Origin of the sequence: Mycoplasma enhydrae (genome assembly GCF_025779955.1) — a bacterium.
In the GTDB taxonomy this organism is placed as follows: domain Bacteria; phylum Bacillota_I; class Bacilli_A; order Mycoplasmatales; family Metamycoplasmataceae; genus Metamycoplasma; species Metamycoplasma enhydrae.
In genome coordinates this window covers 81,149-100,814 of record NZ_JAOXHI010000002.1, presented here as the reverse complement: position 1 = coordinate 100,814, position 19,666 = coordinate 81,149, and the positions used below count along the sequence as shown (strand labels likewise).

The 19,666-nt window shown below is 26.2% G+C and carries 14 protein-coding genes; 4 read left to right on the top strand and 10 right to left on the bottom strand.

The genetic code is table 4. From position 1 onward, the window contains the following. Positions 1 to 127 precede the first annotated feature (127 nt). The 3 genes from OF364_RS01090 to OF364_RS01080 all read right to left on the bottom strand — a co-directional run bounded on the left by OF364_RS01090 (position 128) and on the right by OF364_RS01080 (position 2,438). Entirely contained in the window at positions 128 to 340 is a 213-nt protein-coding gene (locus tag OF364_RS01090) for an IS3 family transposase (RefSeq protein WP_205851486.1), read from the bottom strand. Positions 341 to 513: 173 nt separating this feature from the next. Continuing rightward, positions 514 to 1,911, bottom strand: coding sequence for an MFS transporter (locus OF364_RS01085; RefSeq protein WP_263773975.1), 1,398 nt, complete (start codon positions 1,909 to 1,911; stop codon positions 514 to 516). Positions 1,912 to 1,976: 65 nt separating this feature from the next. Then, positions 1,977 to 2,438: a hypothetical protein gene (locus tag OF364_RS01080; RefSeq protein ID WP_263773974.1), complete on the bottom strand. Its 462-nt coding sequence runs from the start codon at positions 2,436 to 2,438 to the stop codon at positions 1,977 to 1,979. Between the two features lie 202 nt (positions 2,439 to 2,640). Here OF364_RS01080 and OF364_RS01075 point away from each other — a divergent pair, with 202 nt between their 5' ends. Continuing rightward, a complete protein-coding gene (locus OF364_RS01075; RefSeq protein ID WP_263773973.1) occupies positions 2,641 to 3,351 on the top strand; it encodes a class I SAM-dependent methyltransferase in 711 nt (236 codons plus the stop codon). Positions 3,352 to 3,394: 43 nt separating this feature from the next. Here the strand turns inward: OF364_RS01075 and rplS are convergent, their stop codons facing one another. The 3 genes from rplS to rpsP are packed head-to-tail and all read right to left on the bottom strand — an operon-like array spanning position 3,395 to position 4,679. Then, entirely contained in the window at positions 3,395 to 3,748 is a 354-nt protein-coding gene (gene rplS / locus OF364_RS01070; protein ID WP_205851531.1) for a 50S ribosomal protein L19, read from the bottom strand. Then, on the bottom strand, positions 3,738 to 4,415 hold the full coding sequence (gene trmD, locus OF364_RS01065) for a tRNA (guanosine(37)-N1)-methyltransferase TrmD (protein ID WP_263773972.1): 678 nt from the start codon (positions 4,413 to 4,415) through the stop codon (positions 3,738 to 3,740). The genes rplS and trmD overlap by 11 nt, the downstream gene beginning before the upstream one ends. 6 nt (positions 4,416 to 4,421) lie before the next feature. Then, positions 4,422 to 4,679: a 30S ribosomal protein S16 gene (gene rpsP, locus OF364_RS01060; protein ID WP_205851529.1), complete on the bottom strand. Its 258-nt coding sequence runs from the start codon at positions 4,677 to 4,679 to the stop codon at positions 4,422 to 4,424. Positions 4,680 to 4,856: 177 nt separating this feature from the next. On the opposite strand from rpsP, the gene cdd reads away from it, so the two are divergent. From cdd to OF364_RS01045, 3 genes are all read left to right on the top strand, one after another. Beyond that, positions 4,857 to 5,252 (top strand): cytidine deaminase, encoded by a 396-nt coding sequence (gene cdd / locus OF364_RS01055; RefSeq protein WP_205851528.1) that lies wholly within the window; start codon positions 4,857 to 4,859, stop codon positions 5,250 to 5,252. Between the two features lie 2 nt (positions 5,253 to 5,254). Beyond that, on the top strand, positions 5,255 to 6,307 hold the full coding sequence (locus OF364_RS01050; protein ID WP_263773971.1) for a helix-turn-helix domain-containing protein: 1,053 nt from the start codon (positions 5,255 to 5,257) through the stop codon (positions 6,305 to 6,307). 373 nt (positions 6,308 to 6,680) lie between these two features. After that, positions 6,681 to 14,981, top strand: a complete 8,301-nt coding sequence (locus OF364_RS01045; RefSeq protein ID WP_263773970.1) for a hypothetical protein — start codon at positions 6,681 to 6,683, stop codon at positions 14,979 to 14,981. A 267-nt stretch (positions 14,982 to 15,248) separates the two neighbouring features. Here the strand turns inward: OF364_RS01045 and OF364_RS01040 are convergent, their stop codons facing one another. The 4 genes from OF364_RS01040 to OF364_RS01025 are packed head-to-tail and all read right to left on the bottom strand — an operon-like array spanning position 15,249 to position 19,611. Continuing rightward, positions 15,249 to 15,809: a hypothetical protein gene (locus OF364_RS01040; RefSeq protein WP_263773969.1), complete on the bottom strand. Its 561-nt coding sequence runs from the start codon at positions 15,807 to 15,809 to the stop codon at positions 15,249 to 15,251. Between the two features lie 36 nt (positions 15,810 to 15,845). Then, positions 15,846 to 16,316 carry a hypothetical protein gene (locus OF364_RS01035; RefSeq protein ID WP_263773968.1) on the bottom strand — a complete coding sequence of 157 codons (471 nt, stop codon included), beginning with the start codon at positions 16,314 to 16,316 and terminating at the stop codon, positions 15,846 to 15,848. Between the two features lies 1 nt (position 16,317). Continuing rightward, positions 16,318 to 18,651 (bottom strand): OppA family ABC transporter substrate-binding lipoprotein, encoded by a 2,334-nt coding sequence (locus OF364_RS01030; protein WP_263773967.1) that lies wholly within the window; start codon positions 18,649 to 18,651, stop codon positions 16,318 to 16,320. Between the two features lie 9 nt (positions 18,652 to 18,660). Beyond that, positions 18,661 to 19,611: a ZIP family metal transporter gene (locus OF364_RS01025; RefSeq protein WP_263773966.1), complete on the bottom strand. Its 951-nt coding sequence runs from the start codon at positions 19,609 to 19,611 to the stop codon at positions 18,661 to 18,663. Between the last annotated feature and the right edge of the window lie 55 nt (positions 19,612 to 19,666).

Below are 19,666 nucleotides of genomic sequence, written 5' to 3'. Positions count from 1 at the left end.
ATAATATTAATTTCAATTAGCAAGACAAATTATAAAATTTAAAATTTTCAAACAGCATTTTCTTTTAAAAAAATAAAAATAAAAAATAGCATAAATTAAACATATCCCTTATTAGTGGATAAATCAACTAGACCTTTCTTGTGTAATGACACGGAGAGAGGTTTTTTAGTTTAATTTGCATTCTAATATTATTATAGTAATTTATAAAGCCATCTATTAACTCTTTTATTTGATCAAATTTTAGGTCATTTAGCTGGTGCTTTCTTAAACATTCTTCTTTTAAAATTGAAAATCAATATTCAATTGGACGGTTATCAAGGGAATTACCAATTCTTGACATTGATTGCTATTAGTAGGCTACTACAAATGGAGGATATGTTCATATTTTGAGGGACCTTTTATTATTTTAAATATAAAAAATTCAAGCTACCACATTTACATTTACAATAATGTGTTACACTTGAATTTTCAATTTATCATTCAGGCTGAAAGCCTGATTTTTTATGCTAAAATTTAGTTTATTTTCGAAATATCATAAAATACACAAGGTTTAGAAATATTTGTTACTCAAGCTTCTTCTAGGGTGTCATTTCTTTTGAAATGATAATTTAGTTTAAAGCCTAAATCTTGAAATATTTTAATCATATCTTCATGTGAATAGAATCTGTTTTTTATCTTAATTCCATATTGTTTACTAGTTAATACTTTTTTATTTGAAAAAATATCGCATTCATGAATTTTTATTTTGTTAAGTCAAAAATCTTTATATTCATCATTAGATAACATATCATGTATTGTAAAAAGAAATCTACTGGCAGTGCCACGCAATAAGTTTTTAATTTGATTAAAAAATTTTAAAATATGTTTCTTTTTTGTAATGTTAGTAAAACCGTTAAAACTAAAAAAGATTAAATCATATTTTTGTGATGTTTCATATTCAATAATATTAGCCAATTCAAAAGTTACATTGCTTGTATTTTTAGTATGACTTAACATCTTTTCTGAAATGTCCAAAGCATTTATTTGAGCATTAGGAAATAAGTGTCCCAAAACATAAGATGTTCTTCCTGTTCCACAACCGATGTCAAGAATATTTTTAAATTCTAGATCATCTTTTATTATTTTATCAATTGCAGCTTGTTCAGATTTTCAAAGACCTTGATTTGCTATATCTATATAATCTTTAGTAATAACTTTATTGTTATAGAAACGACGAATTCTTATTTGTTTTCAATCAAATACTGAAAAAACAATTCCAGCACTTGAAATCAAAATTACAATTGCATACATTATAAATGTGTATTTGTAACTTAGTTTGTTAGTTACAAGTGTAAATAGTACAATCAATAATGATGAAATGATAATTCTAAAAGCTAAAGAAATTCCATTTTGTTTATGAAATTTAGATTTGCCAAATAACTCAAAAGACATTGTATAAAAAATAGGTAAAAATAAAGAAAACAATAATTGTTGAATTGATATTACAATTGCATAACTACTAAATCTGCTAATCGAATTACTATTGCTAAATATTAATCAACCAAAATTAATTATCGCGATTGCACTTACAATGAAAACTAAGAAAACCCCTTTATTTTTGATTAAATTCTTAGTTAAAAAAGATAAAATAACCCCTAATAATGAAAAACTTGTAAATATTATTGATAAGTAAAATCCTCATGTTTGAACTTCAAAATCTTTTATACTTGAAAAGAAATGAGATAATCCTGCTGTTCTAGGATATAAAAATATTCCTATCATTAATGAACCAGAAAGAATAAAAATTCAAGATTTTAATTTAGTGCCCTTGACAATAGTTTTATTATTGTTTTCATCCTTTTGAAAGTTAGTAGGCTCTTTACTAGTTTTTAGAGCCAAGTATAGTACTCCTGAAATTAAATATGTTGCCATATTGATAACAACCAATCAATAAAAATCAATGTGTTTAAATACAAAGAATGATAGTATTGTTGATATTAAAAACCCAATGAAGTCGCAAATGAAGTCGCTATATTTACAGTTTTCATTTGTTCGTTATTGCTAGTTATATAATAAACCACATTTTTTAAAAACACAAATCTAAATGAATGAACAAAACCTAATAAAGTGCTAATCACAATTAAAACTATTGATAAAATGGTTTTATTTTGCGTAAAAAAGAAAATTATTAAACTGGGGACAAGTAAGACTATACTTAAAATATCCGAAAGTAATAAAATCAGTCTGTCATTTTTAATCTTTTTTACAATTTTAGTACTAAAAATATAAACAATTATAGAAGGCACTTGTATTAATAAATATAATAAAGAAACAAGTCACAAATTTCCAGTAAATTTATATATAAAAATAGAAGACCCTAATTTAAAAGCTTCTGAACCTATTAATGATAGTGTCAAAGAAGAAGTATATTTTCAACTATTTTGTCTAAAAGTATTCATTGATTATTACTCCTAATTTCTAATTATTTAATAAGCTTTCTAAATTAATTGCTTAAATAATTATCACAGATTTTTTTAGCTTTATAACAAATACACTTTGAAATTGAAGCTAAATTAAGAATTTCAAATTCTTAGTCATTTTAGAATGGTAAAATAGTTTATATAATAGCCAAATGATTAGAACAATGAGGGAAGTTAATAAATGAAAAAATTAGATATTGAAAACAAAAGGTTTTATAAAAAAGAGGCAACAAAATATGAAAAAACTAATGAATTAGGTCTTTGAAAATCAGAAATAGGAATTCTTAAAAAATATATTAAACCAAATCAAAGTATTATGGAAATAGGTACAGGCACGGGAAGAGTGGCTCTAAATTTAATGAATATTTTGCCTTCATTAAAAATTTTAGCTGTTGATTATTCAAAAGATATGCTCGATATGTTTCCACAAACTAAGAACATTGATTGTTCATTATTGGATATAACAGAATACAAAATTGATTTAGTTAATAAATTTGATGTTATTCTTTTTATGTTTAATGGTTTAGAAAATATAATTGAAGAATCTGGAGTTCAAAAAGCTCTAAAAAATATCAACAAATATTTAAAACCAAAAGGCTTATTTATCTTTAGTATTCATAATATGTTTTCTAAACCTGAGTATGAGACATATTGAAAACAAAAATTGTCAAAAAATAATTCCTGAGACCAAAAAACTTTGGAAATTAAGAAATATTCAGATGCAAGTGCTTTTCAACATTTTTATTTAGATGAAGATATTAAATCTAAACTTAAAGAAACAAATTTTACAATAATTGAAAAAATCAACCGTAATAAAGAATTTAAAGAATTTGATTGAGTATTAGAATATTCTGAAGATTGTGATTTCTTTGTAGTGCAAAAAAATGACTAAAAAAAGTGCGGAATTGCACTTTTTTGTATCATCTAGTTGAAAATTATTTTCCTTTAATTTCTTTCAATCTAGCACTTTTTCCTTTTAGACCTCTCATGTAATAAAGTTTAGCTCTTCTAACTTTATTTTTTCTTTTAACTTCAATGTTTGAAATTAAAGGAGAGTTAACTTTAAATACACGTTCAACACCTACACCATATGAATCTTTTCTAACTGTTATTGATTTATTGATACCTTCGCCATAAGAAGCAATAACTAAACCTTCAAAAACTTGAATTCTTTCTTTATCGCCTTCTTTAATTCTAACGTGAACTCTAACATTGTAACCTTCTCTTATATCAGGAAGGTCTGTTCTAATTTGATCTTTTTCTACAAATTCTAATAATTTACTTCTCATTCTTTTTCCTTTCAATGATATCTTTTCGATTTTTTAAGGTTTTTAAATAAGCATTTTCCTCACGTCATTTTTTTATTAGTTCATGATTACCAGATAGTAGTACTTCTGGTACTTCAAGTCCTTTATAAACCGCAGGTTTTGTATATTGTGGATAATCCAGTAGTCCATCATTTTCAAAACTTTCATTTACATGACTTGCTTTTCTTAGTACACCTGGCACTAATCTTGCCACAGCTTCTGATATTACCATAGCTGGGATTTCACCACCAGTAAGAATATAATCACCAATTGATAATTCTTCATCAACAAAGTTTAATACACGTTCATCAAAACCTTCATAATGACCACAAACTAAGGTTATTTCTTTATGTTTGGTTAATTCATGTGCTTTTGTTTGACTGAAAGTTTGACCTTGTGGGCTAAGAAGAATTTTGTAGCTATTTGGAACACTTTCCAAAGCTAAATCAATTGGTTCAACTTGTAAAAGCATCCCATCACCACCACCATATACAGTGTCATCAACTTTATTTCTTTTTTCTTTAGAAAATTTTCTAAAGTCAATAATGTTAATTTCTAAGTGCCCTAGTCTAATTGCTTTTGCAATTATACTTTGAGATTGAAATGCTTCAAAGTAAGCCGGAAATAATGTGAGTATGTTTATTTTCATAATTGTTTATTTTTTGTTAGATATGTAATTTTTGTAGAAATCGTTTCTTTTTAGTAAAGTTCTAACGGTATCAGTTGGTTTAGCTCCGTTATCTAAATATTTTGTAGTTAGTTCTTCATTTAATACTAATTTTTTGGTGTGTGGGTCATAGTGACCAAGTTCATCGATAAATTTACCATCACGAGGAGCTCTTGCATCAGAAGCTACAACTTTGTAAATTGCATGGAATTTTTTACCGGTTCTTTTAAGTCTAAGTTTAACCATAAATTTCCTTTCTTAAAATTCTTAATATTATTTTATTTATGTATTTTTAATAATGAGATTATTTTACCACAAAAAATTTAAATGTTAAGCAAAATTACTTGACAGCAATTTATTACATTTTTTTAAATTAGTATTTTAAAAAAAGTGTTAAATCAAAGGTATGGTAAAATATTAAATATGAAAAAAGAAACGTTAAAACAAAAATTAGATTTAGCATATTCACCTTTTTCTAAGGTTAAAGTTGCAGCGGCAGCAATAGATGAAAATAACAAAGAATATTATGGTGTAAACTGTGAAAATGCTGCATACCCTAGTGGGCTTTGTGCTGAAAGGTCAGCTTTATTTGGTTCAGTTGCATATGGCGCTAAGGTGGGCGCTTTTAAGGAAATACACATAATTAGTAATTTAAATAAGTATTTATATCCTTGTGGTGCTTGTAGACAAGTGATGTATCAATTCTTAAAACCTAATGCTAAAGTAATTCTTCATACTACAGATTCTAAAGACAGTTTAGAACTAAGTATTGAAGAATTACTACCAAACGGTGTAGTTAATGAGGATATTAGTTTTTAGATATGCAAGAAAAACATATATGTGATTTAAAACACATTGAATTACATGGTTCAAATTTTGGTAAAGAAATTGAATATTATTTAAGTAAATATTCAATGTCTCAAAAAGAGTTAGCACAACGTTTAGGAATTAGCACACAGTATGTTTATATTATTATAAATAGCCCAACTAATGTAAATCTTAGTTTGGCTATTATTGAAGGTCTTGAAAATGTATTCAATTTAGAATTAGGTACATTATCTGAAGTTTATTCAATTTATTCAAATAAAGAAAAAGCTGATACTAAAAATATTTCAAGTTTGCTTAAAAATTATGGAGAAGAATTTTTAATTAAAAATCCTCATTTACCTTTAATAAGCAATATTAAATTAAGTGCCGAAATGCCAATAAATAAAAAACTAATGATGATGAATAGGTTTTATGGCGTTGCAGACTTAAGGTATTATGATGATTATTTAAAAAATAATGCTATAGCTGATGAAAGTGTATACAAAAATCCTAATAGTAAAGTGTGAATTAGGTTTTGTGAACTTTCTATCCCTAATTTAATTAACGATAAGAGTTTGGGAATTTTTAGAAAAACAAGTTTTAATTTAGTGTTAAAAAAAATAATTAAAATCATTTGCCAAGATTCTTTAAATTTCAAACAAAAAATATTAGAAATAAAAAACTTTCTTTTAACCAAAGGAATGATTTTAATTACAATGCCTTTTATTGAAAATAGTAATATTGAAGGAATTGCTTTTCAAAAAGGTGCTAGAAGATTAATATTTGTTTCTGATATTTATGAGTGTGAAGCCTTCATTTTTAGATCGATCCTACATGAAGTTACACATTGCTTTTTTGTAGATTCAAGCGAGGATGAAATTGATCAAATTTATACAAGTACATATGAGAGTTTAAAATCAAATATTAAATCAAGATATTCGGGTTTAGATGATGCTATTGAAGTTCATGAAAATCATAACAAAATAAAACACAGTGAACTGAAGGGTAAGATTTGTGAAACAACAAAAAAAATATTGGCAAAATATCCAAAAGTTTCTTTTAAATAAAAATTACATAATGTTATTAAATAATGTATATAAAGGATCCATGTTGCAATAATATAATCAGCTAAAACAATTTTAAGAGCTGAAACAGCACTAATATATATGATTTCAAAAATTATATAATTACGTTAGATAAACAGCATAAACGTTACATAAGGTAACGTATTTTTATTACTTTTTTTGGCTATTTAAGGCCAAAATTTTAAATATAAATATATTTAATGCGTTTGTTTAGAATTCAGAGTTTTTGGAATAAAATTCCCCGAAAGTGCCCCAAAATCACTAAAAAACCTCTAAAAACACCAATATATATATATATATATATGAAATTGGGTATAATTAGGCATTATTTTAAATACAAATAAAAAGAGGTTTTATGAATAACTCAATTAAGAAAAAGAAAACAGCTATTATTGTAGGAGCAACAGCCAGTGTGCTAGTTGTTTCGGCAGCTGTAGCTGGTATTATATATGCTAAGTATGGCAAAAAATCCAAACCAAGCATCTATAATAAAGACAAACCAGATGTTATTGTTGACATTAAAGATCGAGAACGTGGCGAAGTTAGTACTTGAGATGCTAATGTTGATGAACAATACAAAAAACTTAGAGATTATATCCAAAAGTTGGTTAAAGCTCTAAAAACTGGTATTACTAACGTCAATAAGAATTTAAGTTTAGAAGATTTAGAAGATCAAATTAAAAAACTAGAAAAACACATTGCAATTGGTGAAGAGCTAGATCTGATTTTAGATAAAAGTATCAAAACTTTAAAAAGTGATACTAAAAAAGTTGAACTTCAAAAAGATAAAGATTTACTTAAAGGAACTGTTAAAGAAGCTAAAGATGCTTTAGCAGCTGCTAAAGAAAAGCAAAAAGATAAAATTAAAGATCTAGAAAAAATCAAAAAAGAAGCCAAAGCTTTAATTGAAAAAATTAATAAGGCAGTTGAAAAAGCTTCTACAGCTAACACCAAAGCAGAATTCGAAAGTCTAATTAAAGAACTTAAATCATTAGTAGATATATCACAAAAATTAGAACCAAAATTAAAAGATTTTGGTGCTTTTAGTGAAGCTAATGAACTAAAACAAGCTATCGATAAAGCAAATGAAACTATTAAAAAACTAGAAGATAAACTTAAAGCTCAAACACTTGAACAAGAAAAAGAAGCCTTAAAAGAATTTGCTGACAGATTTAAACAACAAGTAGACACTTTAATTACAGAAACAAATGCTGCCAATTCTTTAGATGAACTTAAAAAAGCTCTTGAAGAAATTGAAAGTCTAGCTGCGCCTGGAATAGAAAATTCAAAACGTGCAAATGAACTTAATTTGGATAACATTAAAAAATCTATTGATGAATCTCTAGCTAAATTAGAAGTGCAAAAAAATAAATTAGATGGCAAAAAACAAGTCAAAGAACTAGAAGCACAACAATTAGCTACAGAAGTCGAAGCCTTAATTAAAGAAATCAAAGAAGTAATTATATTAGCTAATAAAGCTAATTCTTTAAGCGAGCTAACTTTAGCTAAAGCTAAGTTAGATGAAGTCTTAGCTAAAGCTGTCGAATTAGATAAAAAACTAGCTAAAGCTAAATTAGATGACCTAAAACTAAAATTAAAATTAGAAGTAAAAGAAGCTAAAAAAGTTTTAGAAGCTATAAGCCAAAAGCTACAAGAAGAACAAGATAGAATTAAAGCTATTAAAGATGATTTAAGTTCGAAAACTGCTAGCCTTAATAAACTAGCAAAAGAAACTAAAGATGCTTCTGATATTCCAACATTAGAATCTAAACTAGCAGCTTTAGGCGCTTTAATTACAACTTCAAAAGAGCTAGAAACTACTCTTTCAAGCGATAGATCTAAAGATTCATTTAAAACGGAATTTGATACATTCAAAGAAGCTCTAAAAGCAGCTATAAAAGAGCAAACTGAATCTAAAACTAGATTACAGGCACTAAAAGATGCCAAAGATGCACTAGACCGAATCGTTCAAGAAGCAATTCAACAAGCAGATAATGCTTTAGAAGAAGCTGAAAATAATAAAAATAGTGAAGATAAAGCAAAATTAACTGAAGTTCTTGGAAAATTAGCAGGCGCTAAAACAAAATTAGAAGACGCTAAAAAAGAAACAGAAAAAGCAGGCGATGCTGCAAGCACTAAAAAAATTACAGACAAAATTGCTGAAATTATTGCTAAAACCACTCTAATTGAAAATAGAAAAGCAGCAGTTGAACTAAAAGAACAACAAATTGCCGCTGAAAAAGCCAAAATTAAAAAACAAATTGAAGACCTAGAACAAAAAACTCAAGATGTTGAAGGTGTTTTAAATTCTTCTAATAAATCAGATATAGTTAATGCTAAAAATGCTCTTGAACAAGAAATAAAAAATGCTCAAGAACTATATAATAAAAATAAAGATGAACCTAAACTTAATGATGATAATAAAACCTTAAAAGATAAAATTGAAGCTGCTAAAGAAGCTTTAAATAAAGCAGCTGAAGCAATTGAAAAAATTGAAAATAAAGAACAAGAAATTAAAACTGAAATCCTTAATGCTACTACAGAACTAGATAAAGCTAATGAAGCTGCTAAAGAAGCCTTAAAAGGTGGAGATTTAGATAAGCTTAAAGCAGCTCAAGATCCTTTGAATAAAGCAATTGAAAAAGCTAAAGAAGCTATTCAAAAAGCAAAAGATAACAATTTAGAAGATGAAGCTAAAGATTTAAAACAAAAACTACAAGATGCTGAACAAACCAAACAAGCTCTAGATAATAAAGTAAAAGCTAAAGAATCTGAAGACCAAGCAAGTAACAAACAAAAGATAACTGATGCTATTAAAGATTTAGATGATGCCATAAGCGAAGTAAATGAAGCTCTAAAGCCAGCAAATGAACATAATTTAGCTAAAGCAACTGATGCATTAAATAAAATAAAAACTGCTTTAGAAGCAGCTAATAATACTAAAGATGAACTAGAGCCTAAAAAAGATAATTTTAAAGCTGAATTTAAAGAACTAGAAAATAAAATCAAAACTGCTGAACAAAAACAAGCAGAGATTTTAGCTCGCAAAAATCAAATTGATCAAGAAAGAAATGATGCTAAACAACAATTAAAAGATATTCAAAAATCTTTTGAAGAAAACTCAAATCATTATGACACTAACAAAGACAATTTAGCAGAAGTAGAAAAATCAATAGCGACTTTAGAAAAAAATAAAACAGATATTGAAAAATTACTACAAAAACTTGATGACATTAGCTTTGATGGTCCTAAAGCTGAAGCTGGTGCATTAAAAACTAATATTACAGCTAAACTAACAGAAGCTAGAAATCAAAAATCAGCACTAGAAACAGCTGCAGAACAAGAAAGACAAAGAATTACTCAACTAAAACAAAACTTAAATGCCGCTAAAGATGCTTTAAAACAATTAACTGAAGCCTTAATTAAAGCCGAAGGTTTAGATAATAGACAAATAGCACTAGATGCTTTAGAATCTAAACTAATTGAAATTCAAAATCTAGTTAACATTCCAGAAGACGATAAAACTAAAAACGCTAAAACTGAATATGATGCTTTCAAATCTGCTTATGATGATGCTAATAATTTAGTTACAGCTCAAAAACAACAAATTAAACAAGCTAAAGAAGAAATTGAAAACAAAGTTAAAGACCTAGAACAAAAAGCTCAAGAAGCTATTCAAAAGGCTGACACAGCTATTGCTGATAATAAAGCAACCGACTTACAATCTTCATTAACAGAATTAGGTAACTTAGAAACTAAATTAGATGGTTTAGTTAAAGAGATTGAACCTAAAAAATACAAAGCTCAAACTGATAAAGCTAAAGATTTATTAAAAAATGTTAAATCTAAAAAAGAAGAAGTTGACCAAAAGCTAAATGCTGAAACTAATAGAATTAGTACAGTTAAAACCGAATTAGAAAAAGCTAAAAACGATTTAGCTAATGCTAAAAAACATGCAACTGATAATATTAATAATATTGATGAGCTTAAAAAAGCTATTGTTGCTTTAGAAGCCCAAAAAACTACTTCTCAAGGTAAATATGATGAACATAATATACCTATTAACCAAGCTGTTGGCGAACTTAAGACAGCTTTAGATGATTTAAAGAATGAACTAAATGGTATAGATGCATTTATAGCTGACTTAAAACAAAAACAAGCAGATAATGAAAAAGAAGTTAAAGATAAATTAGATGATGCTTTAAAGAAAGCAGAAGACGCTATTAAAAAAGCAGATGAAGCCGGTACTGATAAAACTAAACTAGACGAAGCTAAAGAAGATTTAGAAAAAGCCAAAGAAGCCTTAGAAGAAGCAAAACAAAAAGCTGACGAAAAAGGTGATGCTGATTCAGCTAAAAAAGCTGAAGATAAAGCCAAAGAAATAGCTGATAAATTAGCTGAAATCAATAATAAATTAGATGATACTATAGCAAAAGAAATTGATGGTGCAACTACAGCATTAAGAGATGCTATTAGCAATTTAAATTCAAAAGGTGGAGTTGATGAACTAACTACAGAACTGCCAAAATTTGAAGCTGAAATTGCTAAGGCTAAAGCTGTTTATGATAAATATAATAAAGATGAATATAAAAACAAAGTTTCAGTCCCTGAAAAATTAGAAGCACTAAAAAACACTTTAGATCAAGCAAACACTCTTAAAACAACTAAAACAAATGATAGAGATACTAAAAAACAAGCTACAGAAAATAAATATACTGAAGCTGAAACTGCCAAAAATGAAGCATTTGAAGATGTTAAAAATGCTGGTGAAGATTCAACCAAATTAGCAGCCGCTTTAGAAAAACTTAGAGCAGCAAAACAAAAAGCAGCTGAAGCTAAAACTTTAGCTATCACTAATAAATATAAAGAATATGAAACTAAAGCCGAAGACTTAGAAAAAGAAATTGATGATAAAATTACTGAAACACAAGAAGCTTTAGATAAAGCTAAAGGTGAAGATGCTAGAGTTGACGCTTTAGAAAAAAACTTAAAAGAAGTTATTAAAAACCTTAAAGCAAAACGCGATGAAGCTAATGGCGCTAAAGGTAATATTGATTCATTGGATAGTATTTTACCTGATTTAAATATTTTAAACACCAATGCTATTCAAAAACATAATACTGAAAACAAAGCAGAAAACACCAAGCATCCAAAACTTGATGTTGTTCTAAAACAACTAAAAACGCTAACCAATCAAGTTAGTGGTATTTACAATACTCTAAATACAGAGAATACTAAAGATAAAAAAGAAATAACAGAAGCTTTAGCTAAAGAACAAAAAGCATTTGATGATTTAAAACCAAATGTTACTGCTGCAATTACTGCAAAAAATATTACTGATCTTAAAAAAGTAATTGAAAAACTAAAAGAAATTAAGGAAAATGCTGAAAAAATTAAAAATAGTGCAAGCACAAAACACTATTCAGCTAAAGAAACAGAAGCACAAACCTTAATTAATGACATAACTAAGTCTATAAAAGAAGCAGATGACGCTCTAAAAGAAGCAGAACAAAGTGAACAAGACAGAATTAACACAGTCAAAGCAGCACTTCAAAAAGCTACTCAAGACTTATTAGCCAAAAAACAAGAATTAGACGGTAAAACTAAATATGATGAAATTAATTTAGCTGTCAGAACCACCAACACTGAATTAGAAAGTGCAAAAAATGTTCTAAGACAACACAATATTGATAAAAATAAAGCTATTACTGATCTAAAAACTGAATTAGATAATTTAACTAATGCAATTTCAAATACCGAAACATCAATTACAATTGCTAAAGCTAAAGCCGCAACAATCAAAACTAGACATGAAAGTTTATATAAAACTTTTAAAGACGATGATTATAAAAACGCTGAAACATTAGCTAAAAATGCAGGTACAGAAATTGCTAAAATTAATCAAGCAATTAGAGCATATGAAGGTGCCCTAACTGAAATCAACACCATTAAAACTAATGCTAATAATGATGGTTACACTGATTTAGATACTAAAATTGCTGGTGATATTACAAATATTAATAAAACATTAGTTGAATTAAGAGTCAAATTACAATCAGAACAACATAAAGAAGATAAGCGTGTTGAAAGTCTTAAAAAATTATTGCAAGATCATATTGATGCAATAACTAATGCACAAGCAGATACTGAAGCTCAAAAAGAAAAAATAGATCCATTAGACCAAAACTTAGGTGCTTTAGTTAATATTATATCTAATGCTCGCCGAGTTTATAATGCTAATAAAGATGATAAAAACCCTGAAGCACAACAATTAGCTAAACAATTAGGAGAATTAATCGGTTCTGCTAATACAAATGCTGGTGAACTTCTAGAGAAATTAAATCAAAATAAAGCTGACTATCAAAGGCAATATAACAAGGCACTTCAAGCATTTAATGAAGCTAAAACAAATTATGCTGCTGATAAAAATTCAAATAATAAAGCAAAATATGAAGCATTGATGCTTCAATTTGATAGTGTAATAGCAGAAGCTCAAAAGTCGTTGGATAAAGCAACAAGTTACATATATAATCAAGGAACAACAGAATCAAGACAAATAATTGACGATACTAAAATAATGAAAGAATCTATTGATTCTAAATTAAAATTTGAAACCACTCGTCAAGAATATTTAGATATGTTAAATAATCCAAATTCAGAGCCAGTTAATGATAATTTATATTATATATTTCGCGAAGAAAGAAACGGATATGAAGGCAGAATTCAAGCTCTTAATGTAGACAATCATACTATACAAGATATGAAAAACATTATTAATGAAGCTAAAAACGAAAGTAAAAGAATATACGAAAAACTAAAAGATTTTGCTGAAAAAATGAACCATAATTTACAATATGATATTCATAAATTGACCGAGAAAACAAAAGCACCTTTAATTAATTTACTGGGTGCTACAGACGCTTTAAAATTTTTCGAAAAATTTAATCTTGAAGTTGCACATTTCAATATTTTTTTCATAGATGGTTTCAATGAACCTCCAATAGAACCAAAATATATATTTGATAAATTAAAAACTTCAATTTGAGCTCATATATCATCATTAGAATATATTGAAGCCGAAGTTAATCCTAAATATAACACCGCTAAGGCTTGAATAGCATTTTTTGAAAAAGCAAATTACTTTTTAGAAGAAATTGAAAAAATTTCTAATTGAGGAAATATTGGCATATTAGATATTCCAGCTGAATATAAAAAATTTTTCAATCTTCCTTCACCTATACAAAGTTATTTTGATTTAGAAAAAGACTATAAAACAGTTTTAAAAGTGTTTGAAGGTATGTTTTCAACAAATCATGAATTTTTCTTTAATGTTGGTCAGATTAAAATAGATAATAATAGTCATATTTATGAACTAATTAATAAATTAGATCAAATATTAATAGATAAGCCATTTTATAAACTAAAGACCAAAGCAGAATATGAAAATGCTTTGAAACCATATGCTAATAAACAAAAAGAAATACTTCAACAAATTAATCGAATAACAGTTGAAGAACTAACCAAACTTGATATTAAAATAGTTGACGAATCTAAGTATAAAAATAATATATTTAATCCATTTATTGATAGATTTAAGGCCGCGATTAATCCTGTTGAACTCGATAAACTACACAAAGAAATAGTAATAGATCGCGAAATAGATATACTTATTCAAAAACTAGCAAGTACAATTAACAATTCATTGGTAATCGCTAATGAATTAAAACAAAACAATTTACCTTCTGAGTATGGAAAAAATAAACTATTTACCGAAACCAAATTGCAACAACCTCTACCGCATGGTTATAATTTTGAAATAGTAGATCATTCTCCAAATGATAAAACAGGTATTATTAAAATAAAATATCGAATTATAAAAGCAGTCGATGGTTTAGAATATAACAAAACTTTTGAACAAGAAATTTCAGGATTTAAACAAAGATCACAAGAAAACATTAAATATACACCTTTTCATCCAGTTAAATGAACAGGTTACACAAGATCTGAATGAATTGATGATTTTGCTGCGGGTAGAATTTCTAAAGAATTAATCAATAAACTTTTTACAGCGGTAAATAAAAAAGATAATAGTTTAGAAATTAATACATCTCTTTATGAAGATTATGAATTCTATAATTTTAGAAAAAATTCTAATGAAATTAGTTTTATTTTTAGCAGAAAAAGAATAATAATTGGTAAAGATGATAGTGGTTATATTTATGAAAATCAAAATCATAAACAAGAATTTAAAGTAGATATTAATCGTTGAAAAACAATACTTAGACGTATTAATGATTATTGAATTATGTATTGATTGTATAATGGTCGAACCATTAATAATCACAAGAGAATTAATCTTAGTGAAAAATGGGCTAGAGTCTATAAGCAAAACTCTAATTATTTATTTGATTATACATATCAATGAGAATATGCGTTTACACAATTAATAAATAATGAAGTTAACGAATTCCAAAATTTCTTTGAAAATCATGTTAAAAATATAGATAACAAAAATTTTGAAACTGATATTAATATAAGAATGATTGAAGAAGTTAGAAACCAAGTAATGTCAGCAAAATTTGAAGTATATTATTTTGAAACCCCCTTTAAACATTGACTAAAAAATACAAAAAAATATAAAGGCAGACTTTGATAAAATAAACTCAATTTGATATTTAGAATAACAAAACTGAAATCAGGTTTAAATAAATCTGGACCCTTAAACAAAATATCGAGTACAACACAAAATGTGCTTGATATTTTTATTATAAAATTCATGAAATATTTAAAAAATCATGACAAACATATCATTTATTAGTGAACCTCAATCAAAGATAAACTCAGTTACTTTTATCTTAAATATAAAAAATCACAACACTTATAATTGCTGTTGTGATTTCTGTCTATCATTTATTATGAAAATTTATGCTTCTATATCTTCTAGAGTTATAAACCCGCTACCTTCTACGCCAAATTTTGGTCTATCAGGACATTTTATTTCATAAAGCAATCCAGGAAGGTTTGTTTGGCTGTTATGAGTTTCAAGCTCAATGTCGATTTTGTGACCTTTTAAGTATGCATAATCTTTATCGCTAGGACCTTTATATATAAAATGTACTTTAAATCTTTCATCATTAATACATTTTTCAAATATAGTACTTAAAAGTATACTACCTCTATCAAGACCATTTTCTTTTGGATCATGAGCTTTTTTGATTTCTTTGATTAAATCAACTATTCCTTGTGTTCCTTTTTCATCTCTTAATTTTTTTCCAGCCTCAGTTAGCTTGAAAATAAATGAGTTTTTTATTTCTTTTAATTGAGATGAATCTAAAGGCTTGTTAGGTGGAGTGTAATCAGGATAATTGTCAGTATTTCAATTATCATTATTGTCACTTTCTTTTGTACATGACAAAGTTATAGCAGGTATAAAACCAACCATAATTGACCCTAGTACAAAAAGCTTTTTTTTATGTACATTCATAATTTATATTATATTACTTTTGTAAGTTTCGGTATTTTATTTTTCTAAGTATATTTCACCAGAACCATCTACTCTATTGCTGCTATCTACACATATTACTTTTCATTCTATGTATATAACATTTGTGGCTTCGTCAATTTTTAGTTCAAATTCATAATCATGTGATGAACCAAAACCACCTAAATTATGTTTTTTAAATTCAAAATAGTTCTTAAATTCACCATGATTAATTAATTTATGAACCTTATAAGTTTCATTTCCTGTTTCTTTAATTCAGCGCCTTCAAATATTAGTAATTTCTTTATCTTGAGCTTCTGGTTTTAGTTTAAATATAAATGAGTTTTTAATTTCTTCAATTTGACTAGAAGTTAAAGGAGGAATACTAGTTTTATTATATTCATCTATATCAAATTTTTGGCAAGATAAAGAAATAACTGGAAAGCTAAAAAATGCTAGTGCTGTAGCACTAATTAGTGCTTTATTTAAGAATTGCTTTTTTTTATTCATATTATTTACCTCTTATTCTTATATCTTGAAAATAATTTAAATTATTAGGGCTTAATGGCTTAATAATGTGTCTTTGATAAACAACTTTATAAAAACTATCAATGTTAATTTGGTTATTAAAATTCAAGGTATAGCTTAATAAATTATTTAATTCATTAATTAAACTAATTTGTTGTTCCATATTTAAATTATTTAAATATTCCTTAATTACTTTTACATCATTAATGTTTAAAAGACTAATGCTATTGTTATCCAAGAAAGTCTGTAAATTAATCAAATTTTCATATGTATGGTTTTTTAAAAACTCTGCTTCATGTTTTTTAAGTGTTTTTGCAATATCTACTATTCCATTATTTTCATTTTTTAAAACTGAAAAAATATATTCAACTGAATCACCTTGAAATAATCTAAATTCATCATGCTTATAAATAGATTTATTAGATTTTAAATATTCATTATATTTTTCGAAATTATCAACGATAGTAATGTCTACTCTTAGTTTTTTATGAATTGAATTTAAATTATTTTTTAAAACTGCAATTCGATCATTAACAAATTGATTTTCATTTTCAACCACGATTGGTAAATTTAAATAAATGCTTTTTTTATCAGCTTTATTTTGATAGAATTCATCTATTATTTTGCTTAGTTCTTCTTTTATCGTTTTATATTGAAATGATTGCATTTTTTTATTAATATCAATAATTTCAGGGTCTGATATTTTTTGTTTATTTTTAAACTGGAAAGTATCTTTAATTTTATCTAAATTCTTTTTAAATATTATCGGAACTGAAATTGGCACAAAAGCATCTTTTAGTTCTTCATAATTTAGCGCTTTATTTTTAGCCTTTAAATACAAGTTCTGCGGAGCTTGTGATAATCAAATGTCTTTATTGTCTTGAACCAAAGCATATTGGTTAATGATATTATTAAACAAGCTTTGAAAAGCCATGTTAATAGTTTTTAGTTCATATTTTTGATTATTTAGACCATAATATAGTTCTAGGAAGTATTTATTCATATAAGGACTATTCATATTAGGTTTATGATTAATGACAATATTATTGGCTAGCCTAAAACGATTAAAGTTTTTTTCATATGAAATGTTAAATCTTCGGTTATTTTTTAAAATATATTTTTTATCATCAATTGATAATTCTTCATAATTTATTTTAGAAATAATATTTTGTTTGAAAGCATTAATAGATTGTGAAGAATGTGTTTTTTGTGAGTTTTTTAAAGGATTGTATTCAATTTTTATTTGCCTCAAAGCACTCTTATTAACTTTTTTATAGTATTTATTTATATTTAATGTGATTTGATTTGAATTAGAAGTTGATATGTAATAAAAAGAACTAAAAAGTCTGTCTTTAAATGTTTTTCCATATTCAAAAAATCATTTTATGCTTTTTAGTGGGTTGCCATATTTTTTAATAATATACTCATATGGCAAAGCATCAAAATAATTTTGAATAATAAATAAATTATTAAATAAGGTTTCAAAATTTACAAAAGAGCCGTCTATTGTTTCCAAAGTTAGTTTATTTGAACTAAAATCAAGAAGTTTATTTACATTAATTTTATTATTAATTAAAAAGCTATATAAATCAAAGCCTTTAAAAACTGGATTATCAACTTTAGTTGTTTTCAAATTATTTTTTTTAATATGTTCATTTCTAAAAGCTGGATTTTTTAGTAAATGAGCTAATAATCCCAGCCTAAAAGAACTAATATTTAAAGGCAGATTATTAACTAAATTACCATTGTAGTCAACTCAAATATTTTTTAAGTCTTGAACATAAATTTCAATTGATTTAGCTTCTGATAATGAAGTTTTAAAGACTTTGTGATTAATAGAATTTGTATTTGAAGAAGGAATGTTTAAAAAAGGACTATTAAAACCATTACCCTTATCACGTTTTGGTTTAAAAACTCCTGGAATTTCAACATCATCTTTAGGATTAAAATCAATTTTATCAATTGAATCATTACTAAATTCATAATTTTTAGTTTTTGAATTAACAACTATTTTATTAGCTAATTCAAAATTATATGAAATTGAAGAAGGGACTAAAACAATATTATCTCTAAAATCAATTAAAGGTTGTTGTTCTGATTTTAGTCTAAATAGCTTAGCTGATGTAGCTAAATTAATTGCTCTTATATTGTCACTTGTAAAGTTATGATTTAAATATGCAAAATCACCATAATCATTAGCAAAGTTATTTTTTTCAATATAGACAAATTTATTATTATTAAAATTATTCTTTATGCAAGATATTGAGCATAAAGGCAATAATGTAGTTGGCATTCATAATAATAAATTTTTGCGCATTTAATTCTCCTATGTATGTCTATGTAATGCTAATAACATGATTGTTAAAATAATTGCAGCTGCAAATGTAATTAAGGTTTTATATAAAACTTTTGTATCTTTATTTCGAATATGAATAAATTCAGGAACTAGTTCAAATATTGAAGTGAAAATGACTATTACTCCACCCATTACTAAAATTCCAGATAAAATTCATTCAAATCTCTTGCCCAAAAATGTACCAGTGTACGCTCCTAAGAATATAAAAGGAATGATCGCTAAAAATGTTAAAAAATTATATAAAACTGCTTTACCTATTTTTTCACCATATTGAATTTGTCTAAAATAAACAATAACTATTTCAAATAAAATATGTAATGTGAATGTCACTAATAACAATGTAGCACTTGAAAAAGAACTACCCTTAGCTACAATTTTGAATATTGTATATCCTATAAAAAAACCATCAATTATTCTATGGCTTAATAACATCAATATAGCTAATCAAGCCGCTTTAGGGTTATCAATGTCTCTAAAAGAAATTAAGTGATCAGAGTGATTGTGTTCTTCATGTTTACTATGAGGATCTATTTTAGATTTTTTTACAAATAAATACCTTCCACCAATTACAATACTAAAACCAATTAATGAACTAACTCCCATAATACCCATAACTGTTATAGTTCTAATCATTTCTGTTTGATTAAAGTATTTACTATGTGTAAAATTGTGAGCCATTTCATAGCCTTCACGCAAAAATCCAAAAGCACCAAGCATTAAAAACATTCCTGTTGAAAATGCATATAAATAAACTAACGATTTTTCATTTGATTTAATTTTTTCGGGTTTAACTAAAGCTAAAAAACCCATTACAACTAAAGGCAAAGCAACTAATATTAATATATATATAATCAAATTAATAAATAATAATAATTCAAATGAAGCATTGGTCAAGCCTGGCAGATTTCCATTAATAATCATTTTAGTTCACCTCCTTTATCTCAATTTAGTTTTAAAATCATTTCACTTTAATTTT